At 66.1% G+C, this 17,481-nt stretch carries 17 protein-coding genes and 1 pseudogene; 8 read left to right on the top strand and 10 right to left on the bottom strand.

Going from position 1 to position 17,481, the window contains the following annotated elements:
- From AC1D2E_RS16020 to AC1D2E_RS15995, 6 genes and pseudogenes are all read left to right on the top strand, one after another.
- On the top strand, nt 1–395 hold a 395-nt coding region (locus AC1D2E_RS16020), incomplete at its 5' end, for a peptidoglycan recognition protein family protein (RefSeq protein WP_478198291.1).
- Nucleotides 396–413: 18 nt separating this feature from the next.
- Nucleotides 414–614 carry a peptidoglycan recognition protein family protein gene (locus tag AC1D2E_RS16015; protein WP_478198293.1) on the top strand — a complete coding sequence of 67 codons (201 nt, stop codon included), beginning with the start codon at nt 414–416 and terminating at the stop codon, nt 612–614.
- Complete coding sequence (locus tag AC1D2E_RS16010) at nt 608–1,045, top strand: hypothetical protein (protein WP_478198290.1); 438 nt, start codon at nt 608–610, stop codon at nt 1,043–1,045. Before AC1D2E_RS16015 ends, AC1D2E_RS16010 begins: the two co-directional genes overlap by 7 nt.
- 133 nt (nt 1,046–1,178) lie before the next feature.
- A pseudogene (locus AC1D2E_RS16005) lies at nt 1,179–1,295 on the top strand (Hcp family type VI secretion system effector); the annotation flags it as partial.
- Between the two features lie 11 nt (nt 1,296–1,306).
- Nucleotides 1,307–1,498 carry a hypothetical protein gene (locus tag AC1D2E_RS16000; RefSeq protein WP_478198289.1) on the top strand — a complete coding sequence of 64 codons (192 nt, stop codon included), beginning with the start codon at nt 1,307–1,309 and terminating at the stop codon, nt 1,496–1,498.
- The gene (locus AC1D2E_RS15995) at nt 1,491–1,916 is read left to right on the top strand and encodes a peptidoglycan recognition protein family protein (RefSeq protein ID WP_478198292.1); all 426 of its coding nucleotides are present in this window, start codon (nt 1,491–1,493) and stop codon (nt 1,914–1,916) included. The genes AC1D2E_RS16000 and AC1D2E_RS15995 overlap by 8 nt, the downstream gene beginning before the upstream one ends.
- Nucleotides 1,917–2,517: 601 nt before the next feature.
- On the opposite strand, the gene mdoH is transcribed toward AC1D2E_RS15995, so the two are convergent.
- From mdoH to AC1D2E_RS15960, 7 genes are all read right to left on the bottom strand, one after another.
- Nucleotides 2,518–4,530 (bottom strand): glucans biosynthesis glucosyltransferase MdoH, encoded by a 2,013-nt coding sequence (gene mdoH / locus AC1D2E_RS15990; RefSeq protein ID WP_478198288.1) that lies wholly within the window; start codon nt 4,528–4,530, stop codon nt 2,518–2,520.
- Between the two features lie 5 nt (nt 4,531–4,535).
- Nucleotides 4,536–4,739 (bottom strand): hypothetical protein, encoded by a 204-nt coding sequence (locus tag AC1D2E_RS15985; protein ID WP_478198287.1) that lies wholly within the window; start codon nt 4,737–4,739, stop codon nt 4,536–4,538.
- A 195-nt stretch (nt 4,740–4,934) separates the two neighbouring features.
- A complete protein-coding gene (locus tag AC1D2E_RS15980; protein WP_478198286.1) occupies nt 4,935–6,314 on the bottom strand; it encodes a sigma 54-interacting transcriptional regulator in 1,380 nt (459 codons plus the stop codon).
- 58 nt (nt 6,315–6,372) lie between these two features.
- On the bottom strand, nt 6,373–6,972 hold the full coding sequence (locus AC1D2E_RS15975; RefSeq protein WP_478198285.1) for a hypothetical protein: 600 nt from the start codon (nt 6,970–6,972) through the stop codon (nt 6,373–6,375).
- Between the two features lie 68 nt (nt 6,973–7,040).
- A complete protein-coding gene (locus AC1D2E_RS15970; RefSeq protein WP_478198284.1) occupies nt 7,041–8,468 on the bottom strand; it encodes a sensor histidine kinase in 1,428 nt (475 codons plus the stop codon).
- Nucleotides 8,468–9,835, bottom strand: a complete 1,368-nt coding sequence (miaB, locus tag AC1D2E_RS15965; protein WP_478198283.1) for a tRNA (N6-isopentenyl adenosine(37)-C2)-methylthiotransferase MiaB — start codon at nt 9,833–9,835, stop codon at nt 8,468–8,470. The genes AC1D2E_RS15970 and miaB overlap by 1 nt, the downstream gene beginning before the upstream one ends.
- Nucleotides 9,836–9,972: 137 nt before the next feature.
- Nucleotides 9,973–10,467 (bottom strand): hypothetical protein, encoded by a 495-nt coding sequence (locus AC1D2E_RS15960; protein ID WP_478198282.1) that lies wholly within the window; start codon nt 10,465–10,467, stop codon nt 9,973–9,975.
- 205 nt (nt 10,468–10,672) lie between these two features.
- On the opposite strand from AC1D2E_RS15960, the gene AC1D2E_RS15955 reads away from it, so the two are divergent.
- Together AC1D2E_RS15955 and AC1D2E_RS15950 are read left to right on the top strand one after the other, a co-directional pair.
- Nucleotides 10,673–11,887 carry an efflux RND transporter periplasmic adaptor subunit gene (locus AC1D2E_RS15955; protein ID WP_478198281.1) on the top strand — a complete coding sequence of 405 codons (1,215 nt, stop codon included), beginning with the start codon at nt 10,673–10,675 and terminating at the stop codon, nt 11,885–11,887.
- Nucleotides 11,884–15,033 carry an efflux RND transporter permease subunit gene (locus AC1D2E_RS15950; RefSeq protein ID WP_478198280.1) on the top strand — a complete coding sequence of 1,050 codons (3,150 nt, stop codon included), beginning with the start codon at nt 11,884–11,886 and terminating at the stop codon, nt 15,031–15,033. Before AC1D2E_RS15955 ends, AC1D2E_RS15950 begins: the two co-directional genes overlap by 4 nt.
- A 10-nt stretch (nt 15,034–15,043) precedes the next feature.
- Here AC1D2E_RS15950 and AC1D2E_RS15945 read toward each other — a convergent pair whose 3' ends face one another.
- From AC1D2E_RS15945 to AC1D2E_RS15935, 3 genes are read right to left on the bottom strand one after another with little or no spacing between them, the layout of a single operon-like run.
- The gene (locus tag AC1D2E_RS15945) at nt 15,044–15,964 is read right to left on the bottom strand and encodes an alpha/beta hydrolase family protein (RefSeq protein ID WP_478198279.1); all 921 of its coding nucleotides are present in this window, start codon (nt 15,962–15,964) and stop codon (nt 15,044–15,046) included.
- Nucleotides 15,961–16,767, bottom strand: a complete 807-nt coding sequence (locus AC1D2E_RS15940) for a serine aminopeptidase domain-containing protein (protein WP_478198278.1) — start codon at nt 16,765–16,767, stop codon at nt 15,961–15,963. The genes AC1D2E_RS15945 and AC1D2E_RS15940 overlap by 4 nt, the downstream gene beginning before the upstream one ends.
- Nucleotides 16,764–17,480 (bottom strand): 4'-phosphopantetheinyl transferase family protein, encoded by a 717-nt coding sequence (locus AC1D2E_RS15935; RefSeq protein WP_478198277.1) that lies wholly within the window; start codon nt 17,478–17,480, stop codon nt 16,764–16,766. Before AC1D2E_RS15935 ends, AC1D2E_RS15940 begins: the two co-directional genes overlap by 4 nt.
- Between the last annotated feature and the right edge of the window lies 1 nt (nt 17,481).

The raw sequence follows: 17,481 nt of genomic DNA, 5'->3' as shown, positions 1-17,481 counted from the left end.
GCCGTGGCGGAATCGTCGATGCGGAAAAAATCAAGGTAAAGATTTATTCAACAATCGAGCGCGGAAAGCTCGATGCGGTGAACGGCATCGTGGTCCATCAAACCAATAACCCCACCGCACAAGGCGCATTTAATTCATACGCCAACACAAAAGGCCCCAGGCCGCCCAACGGTGCTCACTTTTTAATTGACAAGGATGGGCAGATTTACCAAACCGCATCGCTTTTCAGAGTGACCAATCATGTAGGCTTTCTTCAATCGAGGTGCGTAATCACGCAAAAATGCACGCCTACAGAGTTGAAGAGTGCAAGTGCCTTGGAGAAAATAAAAGGCAACAGCGAAAGAGCTGAGGCGATCCACGCGAACGAGAAGGTAAAAAAATGGCCCGATAGATAGCCCTCCAACGCTGACGCCATTGGGATTGAAATCGTTGGCATGTCGTATGGCAACCCAGGGAAAGAAATATACGAGTCTGTAACGGATGCGCAAAATTCGTCTCTTAAATGGCTGATGAAAGAGCTTGTCGAAACATTTGGTGTATCAATGCAAGAAATTTACAGGCATCCGCAGATCGGCAGAAAAAATGAAACTGAAGCGAGTACCGCAAAATGGTAACCACCAAGAACGCATCATTTGTCAGATCGGCCATCGCCGTATTTGCGTTGGCGATTTCTTTTCATGCAAGCTCTAGAACCATCAAAGAGATAAATATTCTAGAGTCCGGTGTGACTACAAATACCATGGAAAAAGGATTGACTCAGCAGTGCAAGCAATTCAAGCCCACCATAAAGCAGATTAAGAACTTTTTCAGCAAAGCCTACCCGGTGCCACGTCGTTGGGCCTCGCATGAGAGATATGCCCCTTGTTATGCGGCAGGAACCCTCGTTTTTGACGACTTCGGAGAAGCAAGCTGGAGCATTACGTCGGGCGGGGTCGGTGGCATAACCTGGGCGGAAGGTGATACCGTTATTTTGTTTTACAAAAATAATAAATGGGTTGATCCTACTGCTTGCTCATACGGGTTGGGCGATACCCTAGAGTGCTAATCCGAAAATCTGAGCGATGCAAGAATTTCGTGCGGCGGCGCGGCCTGGGTCGCCTGCCTGCCCGCGCAGGGTGGCCATCGGCCCATCGGTGGCAAAATGACTCGCTCAGTACGCAAATTGCTCGCAGCGCACGGAGCAGGTTGGTCTTTCTTTTGCCAGGGTGAAACAAGAATACGTCATCCAAAATCAGCAGGGCGGGTCCGCCGGTACCGTTGCGGCCGGCTACGACATGCAAGCGAATAAAGAGGCGGAAAAAGGCATATGCTTTACATCACAAAAGATGGACACGTCGATGCCGGGGCGAAAATCAAGATGAAGATATTTCCTCAAATTGAGCGCGGACCGTTGCGCAAGGTCAATGGCTTGATTGTCCATCAAACAGGTGGGTCGTTCCAGTCCGCCCTGAGGCAGCTACAGCGCAAAAGGTGCAAAGGGCGCCCATTTTCTGATTGATAAAGACGGCACGATCTATCAAACTGCGTCCTTATACAAGGTCACGATCCACATTGGCATGCTGCGATCGCGATGCCTTCATACGCAAAAATGTACTCCTGCGGAGTTTAAGGTGGTAAGCGGTTTGGAAAAGAAATGGCAGCCTCAAGCTATGTCCGATCGAGAGTATAGAAAGCCATTTCCAGACCGTTACCCCATAAACGCGGACGCGATTGGGATTGAGATTGTTGGTCGATCATTTGAAGTGCCAGGCCAAAAGGAGCAGCAATTTGAGGATGTGAATGACGCACAGAATGCCTCTCTTAAATGGCTCGTTCGTGAACTTGCCGATACCCTGAATATCTCGATGAGCGAAATCTACCGTCATCCGGAAATAGCGAGAAAAACCCCTTCTGAGGCGGGCGCCGCGAAATGGTAGGAACGCATTTGTCGCTTAAGACAGCGGCCCTGTCTCTGTTGCTGCTGGGGGGGCGACTGGGTACGCCCGAACGGTAAAGAATTTGAATATTGAAATAATCGGGGCGACGGTTGAGTCGGTCTCGAACGTAAACGAGATAAATGCCTGTAAGAAATTCAGACCAACGAAAAGTCAGGTGATCAGATTTTTCAACAGAGCGTACCCGGTTGAAGCGGCAATTAGAAATGATCGATATACCACGTGCTACGCTGAAGGCTCGCTGACCTTTAGCGATAACTACAGTGGCCGGTGGATATTGTTTTCAAGCGGTGTGGCTAGGTTTACATTCCTCGGAGAGGATGTTGTCTACTTGTTTTACAAAAATAATGGATGGCATGATCCATTTGCCTGCACGTACGGATATTCCAGTGAAGGCGAATGCTAGAAAAAGATTTCGCTCTCCGAATTCTTATCGCTTGCAGTTCGTCGAATGCGGCGACTGCCTTCCGCTGTCAGCTTGTCTGCGCATAGCCAATGCGCGCAAGCGTGAGACCAACGTGCAAATCTTCCAAAGCAAAAAAGCCCCGCATCGCGGGGCTTTTTTTCGAGGGCTCGAACCGACTCAGGCGGCAGCAGGCCGCGACAGCCGCAGCGCATGCATCCAGGCCCTGCGCAGCACCGCCGGCGAGCGCGATTCCTCGGGGATCAGCAGGAAGCCGCGGTCGCGCAGCGCGATGCCGAAGCCGATCTGGCTGGTCAGCACGGTCAGCGGGATCGCCAGCAGCAGCGGCAGGCCCACGGGCATCAGCCAGGTCAGTGCGCTGGCATCGATCAGCGCGATGCCGACGGCCAGCGCGGCGATCACGAAGGACATCGGCGCCAGCTGCGAGACCGCGATGCGCCACGAGACGGCGGCGGCTTCGCGCGGAGGCGACTTCCAGTCGAGCTTGAGGCCGGTCAGCGCGACCACCACGAACAGCGAGTGCGCCAGCATGCGCACCGGCGCCTGGACGATCGCCATCGCGCTTTCGAGCGCGGCGCTCTTGAGCAGGCCGCCGATGCCGCCGAACTGCCGCTGCTCGCCGCGGATCACGACCGCGATCAGGCCCAGGATGCGCGGCAGGAACAGCAGGCACAGCGTCCAGATCCACAGGCCGGCGAGCTCCATCGGCATCGCGAGCCAGTGCTCGACCACGCTCGAACCGGTCAGCCACAGCGCCGTGCCGAGGGTCAGGAAGGCCAGCCACAGCGGCGCCGAGGCATAGGCCATGGTGCCGGTGACGAACATTGCGCGGTGCACCGGGTGCAGGCCGGGCTCGGCCATCAGGCGGGCGTTCTGCAGATTGCCCTGGCACCAGCGGCGGTCGCGCTGCAGCTCGGACAAGAGGTCCGGCGGCTGCTGCTCGTAGCTGCCGACCAGGTCGGCAACCAGCCACACGTGGTAGCCGGCGCGGCGCATCAGCGCAGCCTCGACGAAGTCGTGCGACATGATGCCGCCCGACATGCCGCCGCTGCCCTTGATCGGCGCCAGCGCGCAGTGGTCCATGAAGGGCTGGACGCGGATGATCGCGTTGTGGCCCCAGTAGTGCGACTCGCCGAGCTGCCAGAACTGCATGCCGAGCGTGAACAGGCGGCCGGTCATGCGCGAGGCGAACTGCTGGGCGCGGGCGTGCAGCGTGACATGGCCGATGGCCTGGGTCGCGGTCTGGATGATGCCGGCCGTGGGGTTGGCTTCCATCAGCTTGACCATCGCGGTCAGGCAGTCGCCGCTCATGACGCTGTCGGCGTCGAGCACGACCATGTAGCGGTAGTCCTTGCCCCAGCGGCGGCAGAAGTCGGCCACGTTGCCGGCCTTGCGGTGCGTGCGGCGGGTCCGCAGGCGGTAGTAGACCTCGACCTGGGGCTGGTTGGGGTTGTTCGCGTAGTTGAGGGCCAGTGCGGCGCGCAGGTCTTCCCAGGCGGCGCGCTCGGCGGCGGCGATCTCGGGCGTGTAGCTGTCGGACAGCACGAAGACGTCGAACTGCCGCGCGTGGCCGGTGGCGGCCACCGATTCGCAAGTTGCGCGCAGGCCGGCGAACACGGTCGACACGTCCTCGTTGCAGATCGGCATGATGATCGCCGTGCGGGCCGCGGGGTCCATCGGGTGGTCGGCCACCTGCTTGGCCGATAGCGCGTGCTTGTCACCGCGCACCGAGACGTAGAAGCCCATCAGCGCGGTCACGAAGCCGGTCACGACCCAGCCCGAAAGAACCGCATAGAGCGCGATCTGGCTGTATTCGAGCCACAGGTTGTCGTAGTCGGGCTGGACGCGGGCGAACAGGGTGGCGGCGGCCACGGTGCTCAGCACGGTCAGTGCCAGGAACGCGAGGCGGCGCTGCGCGGCCGCACGCTGCCAGGGCTGCTGCGGTCCGGCGGTCTTGCCGACCGACTTGGACACGGCACCGGCGCCCAGCTTCACGAGCAGGGCGGTGCCGATGCTGTTCCAGAAGCCGCGCCAGGGGCGGGGCGTCATCGAGCCGCGGTTGATCGGGGGCGCCGTCACCGAGTTCGGGTGGCGTTCCTCGCGCAGCGGGCTGCGATGCGAGAAATCGCTTTCGGCCAGCAGCTTCGGTTGGGCGTATTGCGTGGGCTTCATGGGGTTCAGCCGCGTTGCTTGTCGAAGGAGGGCGTGTCGCCGATTGCCGGAAAGCGCTTGAACACGCTCTCGGGCGCGAAGTGGCCGGCGCCCGCCTGGGCTGCCAGCACCTGACCCGCGGCACGCGGCCGCAAGAGGGAAAACTGCTTTTGACGCAGGCCGTCGCGCTGCGGACGCAGTGCGAAAGTGGGGCTGGTGAGTGCTGTCATGCCTGTACAGGGGCAAACCCTGTGCCAGGGCCGAAAAACCCTTTGAAATCAATCGCTTGGACTGAATTTCCGGCTTTTCGCGGTGGGCGCCGGGCGAAAAAGGCCGCCAGACCCCCGAATTTGTCGCCTGGGCCCGACAGCCAGGAAGCCTGACTGACAAAACCCAATCAAATCAACAACTTGGCGTGTCGCTGGTCAGCGACCGTTTTCGCCGCCCGGCGACGGGGCGTCGGCCTTGAAGTGGCCTGGCGTGAGTTCGTGCTTCTGCAGCAGGCGGTAGAACTCGGTCCGGTTGCGGTCGGCGAGGCGGGCCGCATCGGCCACGTTGCCATCGGTCAGCTTGAGCAAACCGACCAGGTAATCGCGCTCGAAGCGCTGCTTGGCCTCGGCGTAGGTCTGCACTTCGACACTCGGCACGCGCAGCGCGCGCTGCACCAGCGCCAGCGGGATCAGCGGCGAGCTCGACAGTGCGCAGACCTGCTCGACCACGTTGTACAGCTGGCGCACGTTGCCGGGCCAGGAGGCGGTGGTCAGCGCCTTCAGCGCCTCGGGCGCGAAGCCCGACAGCCGCTTGCCGTACTTGGTCGACAGCCGCTGCAGGAAGTGGTTGGCCAGCAGCGGGATGTCTTCGCGCCGCGCCGACAGCGGCGGCAGGCTCAGTGTCACGACGTTGAGGCGGTAGTACAGGTCTTCGCGGAACTGCCCGGCCTCCATCGCGGCATCGAGGTCGCGGTGGGTGGCCGAGATGATCCGGACATCGACCGCGATCGACTGGCTGCCGCCGAGCGGGCGCACCGCGCGCTCCTGCAGCACCCGCAGCAGCTTGACCTGCAGGGCCGGCGGCATGTCCCCGATCTCGTCGAGCAGCAGCGTGCCGCCGTCGGCCTGCTGGAACAAGCCCTTGTGGTTGGCGACCGCGTCGGTGAAGGCGCCCTTCATGTGGCCGAACAGCTCGGATTCGAGCAGGGCCTCGGGGATGGCGCCGCAATTGACCGCCACGAAGGGCTTGTCGGCGCGCGCGCTGGCACGGTGGATGGCGCGCGCCAGCACTTCCTTGCCGGCGCCGCTGTCGCCGCGCAGCAGCACGCTGGCGTCCGACTTGGCGACCATCCGGGCCTCGGCCAGCAGCTCGGCCATGCGGTTGCTGCGGCTCACGATCTCGGCGCGCCAGCTCTCGTCGCCGGCCTTGCCGGGCGCGGCCGGCGGGGAGCCCAGGGCCAGCGCCTGGCCGATCTTTTCGAGCAGCTCACGGGCGTCGTAGGGCTTGGTGAGGTAGGTGAAGACGCCGCGCGCCGTGGCCTCGACCGCATCGGGAATGGTGCCGTGCGCGGTCAGCAGGATCACCGGCAAGGTCGGATGGCGCTTGMGGATCTCGTCGAACAGCGCCAGGCCGTCGCGGCCCGGCAGCCGGACGTCGGACAGCACCAGCTGCGGGTGCTCGATCTCGAGCTGGGTCAGCGCCGACTCGGCAGAAGTCACGGCCGTGACCTGGTAGCCGGCCGATGTCAGCCGCATCGACAGCAGCCGCAGCATGTCGGCGTCGTCGTCGACCACCAGCAGGCGGGCGCCGCTCATAAACGAACCTCCGCGCTTCGCACTGCGGTGCGAGCGCCTTCGGGCGGCCGGGCGGCGCTCATGGGGCCGCCTTCGGCGCCGCGGGCGCCGGGTTGGGCCGCGCGAAGCTGCGCTCGATGGCGCGCAGGGCCTCGATGCGGTCGTTCAGCTGGTCGATGCGGCGCTGGCTGTCGCGCAGCTGCTGCGCCTGCTTGTCGCGGTCGTCCTCGACCTTGCGCTGCTCGGCGTAGCGGGCCGCCAGCGCGCGCGCCAGCGGCTGCAGCGGCAGGGCATCGGCGGAAGGGTTGGAGATCAGGCGCTGCAGCAGGGCGATGGCGCGCGCGAGGTCGCCGGCACCTCGGGTCTGGGCCAGCACGATCGCCATCTGCATCTGCACCGCGGGGGTCTCGACCAGGTCGCCGAGGCGGTTGAGTTCGGCCGCCAGCTCGGGCGCGCCCAGCGGCCGCACCTTGTCGGCGTAGGCCAGCATGGCGCCCACCGGGCCCTGGGTCCATTGGCTGAAGATGCTGGCGGGCTGGGTCGCCGGCGCCAGCGGTTCGGCCTCGACCGGGGTGATCGCCGGTGGCGCGTGCGGTGGGGCGACGGCGACCGCGACCGGCGCGGGCGCCGGCTTGCGGGGCGCGGCGCAGCCGGCCAGCAGCAGCACGACGCAGCTCATGGCGATGGCGGATCTGCGAAAGATCGAGGAAAGCATGGACCTAGGAAATGGCGCGTGGGCGATGGAAGTCAGGCGGAGCGCGGCAGCGCGATGCGGAATCGCGCCCCCGGTCCCTCCGGCAGCAGCGTGATGCGGCCGCCATGGGCTGCAATGTACTCCTGCACGATCGACAAGCCGATGCCGGTCCCCTTGACCGAATGCTGGGGCTGTCGCTCGCCGCGGTAGAAAGGCTCGAAGACCCGGTCGCGATCGCCCTCTGCGACGCCCGGGCCGGCGTCTGCGATGTCGATCTGCGCGGTCTCGGCGGTGCTCGACACCGTGATCGTGATGGTGCCGCCGCGGGCCGAGAAGCGGATCGCGTTCGACAGCAGGTTGGCCAGCGCGGTGCCGAGCTTGACCGGGTCGACCACCACCGAGATCGGTTCGCCCTCGGCCCGTACCGTGAGGCCGTTGGCCTGCCATTGCAGGCGCTGGGCCTCGATCTGCTCCTCGATCAGCGGCAACAGCGGCGTGCGCTCGCGGCGCAGCTCGCGGGCCTCGAAGGCGGCCGCGTTGAAGCGCAGCAGGGCTTCGATCTGGCCCTGCAGCGCGACCGTGTTCTGCTGCAGGATCTGCGTCACCTCGAGCTGGGCCGGGTTGAGGGCGCCGGTCACGCCGTCTTCCAGCAGCGAAACGCCTTCGCGCAGTGCGGCCAGTGGGGTCTTGAGTTCATGCGAGACGTGTCGCAGGAAACGTGCCTTGTCGGCGTCGAGTTCGGTCAGCCGCAGCCGCAGCCACTCGAGCTGCTGCGACACCCGCCGCACGTCGGCCGGCCCGTGGATGTCGATCGGCACGTCGAGCCGGTTCTCGCCAAGCCCGACGATCGCGCGCTCGAGCCGCTTGAACGGGCGCGCCAGCCAGATGCCGAAGGCCAGCGCCAGCGAAACCGCCAGCGCGCTGGCGGCGATCACCAGCCGCATCAGCCGCTTGCGCGCGGTCTCGATGCGCTGGGCCAGCTCGTTGTTCTGAGTCTCGATCAGGAACTGCGCCTGCTGCGCGATCTGGGTGTTGAGKGCGTCGAGCTCCCGGAACTGCACCGCCATCGAGCTTTCGCGTGCCAGCGAGGTCTCGGGGGCGCCGCTCATCAGGCCCTGGATGACGTCGAGCTGCTCGCGCCACTTGTCGGGGCCGTCGGGACCGAGGCCGTTGGCGCCGAGCCGGCCCAGCACCTGGCGGGCGTCGCGCGCGGCGTCCTCGAAGCGGCGCCGCAGCACGGCGTCGTTGAGCACCAGCGACTGGCGCCCGGCGCGCTCCATGGCGGCGCTGCGCTCGGCCAGGGACTGCGCGGCGCCGGACAGCGTCAGCGCCCGCGCCGCGGCGTCGCGGCTCTGGGTCATCAGCACGTCGTACTGGAACACCGCGCGCAGCGCCACGCCCACCAGCAGCGCGGTGATCAGCAGGAACGCGAACAGCAGCAGTTGCTGGAACGAGCCGCGGGCCGAAGTCAGTTTCGCCATCAAGCGACCGGCAACGCAGCGGCGCGGCCGGCCTGCGTGGATTCGGCCGTCACGACCTCGCCGCGCAGCGTGTAGGCCAGCGAGCGCGTGATGCGCAGGTCGACCATCTGGCCGACCAGCCGGGCGTCGCCTTCGAAATTGACGACCCGGTTGCACTCGGTGCGGCCCATCAGCTCGCGCGCGTCCTTGCGCGAGGCGCCCTCGACCAGCACCCGCTGCACCGTGCCGACGCGGCTTTCGCCGAAGCGCTTGACGTTGCCGTCGATCACGGCCTGCAGCTGCTGCAGCCGCGCCAGCTTGACCGCATGCGGCGTGTCGTCATGCAGCGCCGCCGCCGGCGTGCCGGGCCGCGGGCTGAAGATGAAGCTGAAGCTGGCGTCGAACTCGAGCTGGTCGATGAGCCGCATCATCTTGCCGAAGTCCTCGTCGGTTTCGCCCGGGAAGCCGACGATGAAGTCGCTGCTGAGCGCGAGCCGGGGCCGGATCGCCCGCAGCTTCTTGACCGTGCTCTTGTATTCCATCGCGGTGTAGCCGCGCTTCATGGCCATCAGGATGCGGTCGCTGCCGTGCTGCACCGGCAGGTGCAGGTGGCTCACGAGCTGGGGCACGCGGGCATAGACGTCGATCAGGCGCTGGGTGAACTCGTTCGGGTGGCTGGTGGTGTAGCGGATGCGCTCGATCCCCGGGATCTCGGCGACGTATTCGATCAGGGTGGCGAAATCGGCGATCTCGGCCGTGTCGCCCATGCGGCCGCGGTAGGCGTTGACGTTCTGGCCCAGCAAGGTGACTTCGCGCACGCCCTGGTCGGCGAGGCCGGCGATCTCGACCAGCACGTCGTCCAGCGGCCGGTTGATCTCCTCGCCGCGGGTGTAGGGCACGACGCAGTAGCTGCAGTACTTCGAGCAGCCTTCCATGATCGAGACGAAGGCGGTGGCGCCCTCGACCCGGGCCGGCGGCAGGTGGTCGAACTTCTCGATCTCGGGGAAGCTGATGTCGACTTGCGGACGGCCCTCGCGGGCGCCTTTGCTCAGCATCTCGGGCAGGCGGTGCAGGGTTTGCGGCCCGAAGACCACGTCGACATAGGGCGCACGGGCGATGATCGCGGCGCCTTCCTGGCTGGCGACGCAGCCGCCGACGCCGATCTTCACGCCCTTGGCCTTCAGGTGCTTGACGCGGCCGAGGTCGGAGAAGACTTTCTCCTGCGCCTTCTCGCGCACCGAGCAGGTGTTGAACAGGATCAGGTCGGCCTCGTCCACGTTGGTGGTGGGCTCGTAGCCTTCGGCGGCACGCAGCACGTCGGCCATCTTGTCCGAGTCGTACTCGTTCATCTGGCAGCCGAAGGTCTTGATGAAAACTTTGGGGGTCATGGGGCTCTCCCGGTGGGGATCGGGGTTCACTGTCTTTTCGGGAGACACCGCGGAACTGGCTCTGCCAGGCCGCTGGTGTCGCCCCCGCAGAGGGGGTGGGCGGCTACACGAAGTGAGCCAACCTGGGGGTGAGCTGTTTACTGGCCGTATTTCGGCAACTGGTCGAAGGGCGTCTTGCCGTCGTCGCGCGGGCCGCTGTCGGCCACGAAAGGCCAGAAGTTGAAGAAGGGCTTGTCGGCCGAGGCGCGCTTGGCGCGGGCTTCATCCGGCGTCAGGATCCAGACTTCGTGGACCAGGCCGGCGGCGTCGCGGGTGTAGTTCACCAGCAGGTTCTGGCCGGTGATCGCCGCCGGCATCACCAGCATGCGCTCGGCGCTGCGGATGCGGGCACCCGGCGACAGGCGCTCGGGCTGGCCGTCGAGCTGGATCTCGGGCGAGTTCACGACCATGAAGCGGCCGCGCAAGGTGCCCGGCGGGAAGTTGCGGCCGCCGTTGGCGGCTTCGTTCTGGGTCGCCGAGGGGTCGAGCAGCTGGGCCGCGGCCGGGCCGCAGAAGAGCGCGCCGGCGGGCACGATCAGGGCGGCCAGCGCGACCGCGAGGCGTCTCGAAAAGGGCGATTTGCAGCGATTCATGGGGTACATCCAGAGGCTGTGGAGCGCGAATTCTAGCGGTCGGGCGGGGCAGGAGAAGCCCTGGACCGTGCCATTCTGCCCGGGCGCTTTACATTTCTTTACGATGGATGCGGGCTCTTTCTGCGGCTCGCTGCTCCAATAGTTGCCGCCGGGAAATTTTGTGTCGCCGCAGGCCCCCGATCCATCCGATCCCACCTGGAACCCCATGAAGAAGAATCTCGCTCTCGCCCTCTCGGGTGTGCTGGTCGTCGCCGTTGCGGCGGGCACCTGGTGGTGGTCGGGCGCCAAGACCCGCAGCGCCGCGGCCACCCAGGCCGCCGCCCCCGGCGCCGGCGCGCCGGCACTGGTCACCCTGGCGGCCGCCCGGCGGCAGAACGTCCCGGTCACGGTCCAGGTCAACGGCAGCGTGGTCTCGCTCAACAGCGTCGACCTGCGGCCTCAGGTGACGAACACGGTGCGCGAGGTGCATGTCAAGGAAGGCCAGTTCGTCAAGGCCGGCCAGTTGCTCTTCACGCTCGACGACCGTCCGGACCAGGCCAACCTTGCCAAGGCGCGGGCCCAGCAGCAGCGCGACGAGGCCATGCTGGCCGACCTGGAGCGCCAGTACAAGCGCAGCCAGGAACTGGTGGCGCAGAACTTCATCGCCAAGAGCGCCGCCGATGCGACGCTGTCGCAACTGGAGGCGCAGCGCGCCGCGGTGGCGGCCGACCGGGCCGCGGTGCAGTCGGCCCAGGTGGCGCTGGGCTATGCCACGCTCCGGGCACCGATCGCCGGCCGCATCGGCGCGGTCAACATCTACCCTGGCACGCTGGTGCAGCCCAGCCTGTCGCTGGTCACGATCACGCAGCTGGACCCGATCGCAGTGAGCTTCCCGGTGCCTGAAGGCAAGCTGCAGGACCTGCTGCAGGCGGCGCGCGAGCACACGCCGGTCGAGGCCCTGGCGGCCGGCCGCAAGGCGCCGCTGCAGGGCACGCTGAGCTTCGTCGACAACACGGTCGATCCGCTGATCGGCACGGTGCGCGCCAAGGCGGTGTTCGACAACGCCGACCAGGCGCTCTGGCCCGGGCAGTTCGTCGAGACCCGGGTGACGGTGCGCACCATCGACAACGCCACCGTGCTGCCGGCCTCGGCGCTGATGATGCTGGCCGACGGCACTTCGGTCTACGTGGTCGATGCCGAGCGCAAGGCGACCCGGCGTCAGGTGCAGACGGTCTACAACTTCGGCACCCAGGTGGTCGTGAAAGGGGTCGAGCCGGGCGAGCAGGTGGTGATCGAGGGCAAGCAGAACGTGCGGTCCGGCGGCAAGGTCCGCATCGACGCGCAGCAGCCCGGCAACGCGGCGCCCGGGCCTTCGCCGGGCAGCGCGGCCTCGGTCGCGCCGTCCAGCGCCAGTGTCGTCGCGGACCGGGAGCGCACATGAACATCTCCGAGCTCTGCATCCGTCGTCCTGCGATGACGGTGCTGCTCTCCGCCGCGGTGGTGGTGGTCGGCATCTTTGCCTATTTCCAGATCCCGGTCGCGGCGCTGCCGAGCTACAACACGCCGGTCATCGCCGTGTCTGCGCAGTTGCCGGGGGCCAGTCCGGAGACCATGGCGTCGTCGGTGGCGCTGCCGCTCGAAAAGCAGTTTTCCACCATCCCCGGCCTGCAGACCATCAGCTCGGTCAACACCCAGGGCGTGACCTCGGTCACGCTCGAATTCGTGAGTTCGCGCGACATCGACGCGGCGGCGGTCGATGTGCAAGCCGCCTTGCTGCGCGCGCAGCGGCTGCTGCCCGTCGAACTCACGCAGCTGCCTTCTTACCGGAAGGTCAACCCGGCCGATGCGCCGGTGCTGTTCATCGCGATGACGTCGGATTCGATGACGCCGTCCGATCTCAACGACTATGCCGAGAACCTGGTCTCGCCCACGTTGTCGACCATCGACGGCGTGGCGCAGGTGGCGGTCTACGGGCAGAAGCGCTTCGCGGTGCGGGTCAAGGCCGATGCCGACCTGCTCAACGCGCGCAACATCACGCTCGACGAACTCGCCAACGCGGTGCGGCTGGCCAATGCCAACACGCCGGTGGGCGTGCTCGACGGCCCGCGCCAGACCCTCACCATCCAGGCCAACGAGCAGATGCTGAAGGCGGCCGACTTCGCCAAGGTCATCGTCGGCCAGCGCAACGGCTCGCCGGTGCGGCTGGACGAGGTGGCGACCATCGAGGACAGCTTCGAGTCGGTCAAGACGGCCAGCGCCTACAACGGCAAGAGTTCCATCTCGCTGGCCGTGCAGCGCCAGCCCGATGCCAATACGGTGCAGGTGGTCGACGCAGTGCGCGCGCTGATGCCGCGCTTCAGGCAAGAGCTGCCCCAGTCGGTCGATATCCGCATCCTCAACGACCGCTCGCTCTCGATCCGCGAAGCGGTGCACGACGTGCAGCTCACGCTGCTGGGCACCATCGCGCTGGTGGTGCTGGTGATCTTCCTGTTCCTGCACCGGCTGGTGGCCACGCTGATCCCGGCGCTCACGATCCCGATCTCGCTGATCGGCGCGGTCGCGCTGCTCTACGCCTTCGGCTACAGCCTCGACAACGTCTCGCTGCTCGGCATCACGCTTGCGGTGGGCCTGGTGGTGGACGACGCGATCGTCGTGCTCGAGAACATCATGCGCTACGTCGAGAAGGGCATGGAGCCCTTCGCCGCCGCGCTGCGCGGTGCGCGCGAAGTGGGCTTCACCATCATCTCGATCTCGATCTCGCTGGTGGCGGTGTTCATCCCGATCTTCTTCATGCCGGGCGTGATCGGCCTGCTGTTCCATGAATTCGCGGTGGTCGTGGGGCTCGCGGTGATGGTGTCGGCCGTCGTGTCGCTCACGCTGGTGCCGATGCTCGCCAGCCGGCTGCTCAGGCACACGCCGCGCGAAGGCGGCGCGATCGACCACGAAGAAGAGCATCCGGAACCGGGCACCGCCATCGGCCGGGCCTTCGAGCGCGGCTACCGCTGGGTGCACGCCAGCTACATGCGCACGCTCGGCTGGACGCTGCATCACCGCAACGTGATGCTGGTCGTCGCGGCCTCGACCTTTGCGCTCACGGCGTGGATGTTCATCACCATTCCGAAGGGCTTCTTCCCCGAGGAGGACATCGGGCAGATCCAGGTCACGACCGAGGCGGCCGAGGACATTTCCTTCCCCGCGATGAAGGCCCTGCAGGAGCGCGTCGCCAATGCGCTCATGGCCGACCCGAGCGTGGACTACGTCAATTCGTTCATCGGCGTCGGCGGCCCGACGGCCACGCAGAACGCCGGGCGGCTGTTCGTGGTGCTCAAGCCGCGCAAGGAGCGCCTGCCGATGCCGCAGGTGCTCGAATCTCTGCGCAAGCGTTTCCGCGAAATCCCGGGCGTTGCGGTCTACATGCAGCCGATCCAGAACCTGCGTCTCGGCGGCCGGCAAAGCAAGGCCCGCTTCCAGTACACGCTGCAAAGCGTGAATGCCGGCGCCATGAACGTGTGGGCCGACAAGCTGATGGAGCGCATGCGCGCCGACCCGGTCTTCCGCGACGTCACGAGCGATTCGCAGAACCGCGGTCTCCAGGCCACGCTCGACATCGACCGCGACAAGGCGGGTGTGCTCGGCGTCGCGGTCGGCGACCTTCGCACCGCGCTCTACAACGCCTACGGCGACCGCCAGATCGGCAGCATCTACGGCGCCAGCAACACCTACCAGGTCATCCTCTCGGCGGCCGACAGCGACCGGCAGTTCGAGGAAGACATGTCGCGCCTGTCGGTGCGCAACAAGGCCGGGCAGCTGGTGCCGTTGTCGGCTTTCTCCACGGTGAAGCGCACGGTCGGGCCGACCTCGATCAACCACCAGGGCCAGCTTCAGGCCGTGACGGTGTCCTTCAATCTGGCGCCCGACGTTCCGCTCGGCAATGCCACGGCGAAGATCGACCGGTTCAAGGAAGAGCTCAAGATGCCGCCGACGATCATCACCAGCTACGGCGGCGATGCGGCGGTGTTCCAGAGTTCGCAGTCGAGTCAGGCGGTGCTGCTGATCCTGGCGGTGCTGGTGATCTACGTGCTGCTCGGCGTTCTGTACGAGAGCTATATCCACCCGCTCACCATCCTGGCCGGGCTGCCTTCGGCGGCGGTGGGCGCGCTGCTGTCGCTCAAGCTCTTCGGCTTCGACCTCACGCTGATCGCCACCATCGGCATCCTGCTGCTGATCGGCATCGTCAAGAAGAACGCGATCATGATGATCGACTTCGCGCTGGATGCGCAGCGCAGCGAGGGCATGAAGCCGGTCGACGCCATCCGCGAGGCCTGCCGGCTGCGCTTCCGCCCGATCATGATGACCACGCTGGCCGCGATGATGGGCGCGCTGCCGCTCGCGCTGGGCCTCGGCGCCGGCGCCGAGCTGCGTCAGCCGCTGGGCGTGGCGGTGGTCGGCGGGCTGATCTTCTCGCAGGTGATCACGCTCTACATCACGCCCGCGATCTACCTGGCGCTGGACCGCTACAGCGGCAGCGGCCCGCTGCAGGAACTGCCTTCGGAGACGCTTGCCGCCTCCGGCCCGGCACACGCCTGAGGCGCGCTCGTCAGGCAGCCGCCAGTGCTTCCTGGCGCCTGACGATCTCGATGGTCGTCGGCGCTGCGGCCTCCGCTGTCGCGACGGCTGCCGGCTCGGTCCGCTTGTCCTGGAATTCCTTCACCCACAGGCAGACCGCATCGAGGAAGAACGCCTGGCCTGCGAGCTCGGTGAACGAGTGGTCCAGGTTCGGCATGAATTGGTAGCGCAGCTGGTCCAGGACAGCGTCACCGCGCAGGGCGTGGAGCTGGTCCTTGTTGCGGTCGCGGCTCTGGAGCGTCGCGGAATAGATCAGGTAGATCGACACCCCGCGCGCGGTCATGGATTGGATGTCGCGCCGGAAATCGTCCGCGGTCAATACCTTCGACTGCACGCCGGAGCGCAGCAGGTCGCCATCGGGCGGCCGGTCCGTGCCGAGCAGGCGCTCGATCCAGTGGCGCGTCTGGGCCACCGGGAACCTCAGGAAGCGCCGAAGCCTGCGCTCCAGCTTGGCACTGCGGCTCGTGAACGTGTGGCTGTCGAAGGCGACAAGGCCCACGATGCGCGGGTCTCGCAGCGTGGCTTGGAATCCGTGGACCGCGCCCGAGCACAGGCCGATGACGATCACCTGCCGGATTCCGAGCTGCTGCTCGATCTGGTCGACCGCGAGGCGCAAGTCTTCGAGGGCCTGCTCCTCGAAGCCCAGCGCGGTCTGCGCCGACAGGCTGTCACCGAGTCCCGAAAGGTCGAATCGCAGCGACGCGACGCCTTGCCGTGCCAGCCGTCGCGCCAGCTTGACCTGGATGCGGCGCGGGCCGGCGCGATGCGTGATGCCGAAGTTGAACATCAGGCAGGCGACGCCTGCCAGGGGGTTGCCGAGCGGCCGCGTGACCACGCCCAGAAGCCGCTGCTCGGGTCCGAAGAGGATGGGTTCGTCTCGATAGTCGTTCATCGGATGAGCGAAAGAATTCGGCGCGTCACTTCAACCGGCACGATAGCCTGGTTGGGAATCGGATCGGCTGTCCAGACGATCGGGTGCTCGAGCGCCTCATGGGTGACCGTGCGGCCGCGGGAAGTCTGGCGGGCGCACCATTGGCGCGTCCGCTCGTCCTGCGGTGGGGCGAAGACGGTCGCCGGCAGGGCGACATCGAGCGTGATCGACTCCGGACTCAGCGCCGCCCATTGTGCGGCCAGCGCGCCGCTGACCCGGTGGCCCAGCGCCTCGGTGATCCGGACGCCGTCGTCGGGCTCGTGGCGCTCATACCACGCGGGGTTCTTGGCGTAGTAGCCCACTTCGAGCATCGCGAGCTGCCCGGCGTGAAGTTCCTCCACGTAGGCAGGGCCATCGAGGATCGGCTCCCAGAGGATCAACCGTGTCAGTCCCTCCGCATGGCGTGCGGCCTGGAGCGCCAGTGTGGCGCCCAGCCGCGCTGCGAGCCAGGTCAGCTGCTGCGAACCCGAGCGGCGCACGAGCTCTTCGTGGGCCCTGAGCAGATCGGACTGCCAGCCCTTCATCTCGCCCTCTTCGTCGTCGCCGCCGGACTCGCCGTTGCCGAAGAAGTCGAAGCGCAGGACGGCGACCCCGAGGCGGGCGATCCGGTCTGCCAGGACCCGGTACAGGCGATGGACGCGAATCGACTCATGGCCATAGGGGCAGCACATCAGCAGCGCCGGTCGGGATTCGTTCTCTCGCTGGGGCGGGTGGTAGATGCCGAACAGCGTGCGCTCGGGCGGGCCGAAATAGAAAGGAGTCATCGAAGAATCTCCAGCGCCGCCGGGTTCGTCCTGGCGACAGCTGCATGCGTGCCTTCGGTCTCGAAGGCGAGCGCGCCGACCATGCCCGCACCCAGGGGCACCGACATCACGCGCATAAGTTGAACACGATCCTCCGCAGTGTAGCGAACGCGCCGCGGGGCGGTCTCGAGCCCCGCTTCCAGACATGTGGGATCGGCCGACAGCCCGAGTCCCAGCGACTTGAGGCAGGCTTCCTTGCGGGTCCAGCCGACCAGGAAGGCGTGGTCCCGGGCGTCGCTCGGCAATGCCTGCAGGAACCGGATCTCGTCAGGCGTGAAACAGGTCGCGGCGAGCGCCAGGGCATCGGGCATCGGCCTCAGCACCTCGATGTCGACCCCGACGTCGGCGTCTTCGTGGACCGCGATCAGCGCCACAGACTGGCTGTGGCTCAGGTTGAAGCGGAGGTCCGCCTGGCCAGCCAGCGAGGGCTTGCCGAATTCGCCCTGGTCGAATTCCAGCAAGGCCGCCGAGATGCCGGTGCGCATCGAGAGGATCTGCCGCAGGGCTGCGTGCGCGRCAACGAAGCGCTCGCGGTCGCGCCGGAACACGAAGCGGCGGGCGCGCTCCCAATCCGCCTCCGAGAGGCAGGCCACGTAGGCCGGTTCGGGCGGCGCGTCGAGATCGACCTGCCAGAGCAGGCAGGGCGCGTCGAAGTGCAGCGGGCTGATCGACATG

This window comes from Variovorax sp. P1_H2 (genome assembly GCF_056405295.1).
This window is presented reverse-complemented; position numbering and strand designations above follow the sequence as displayed.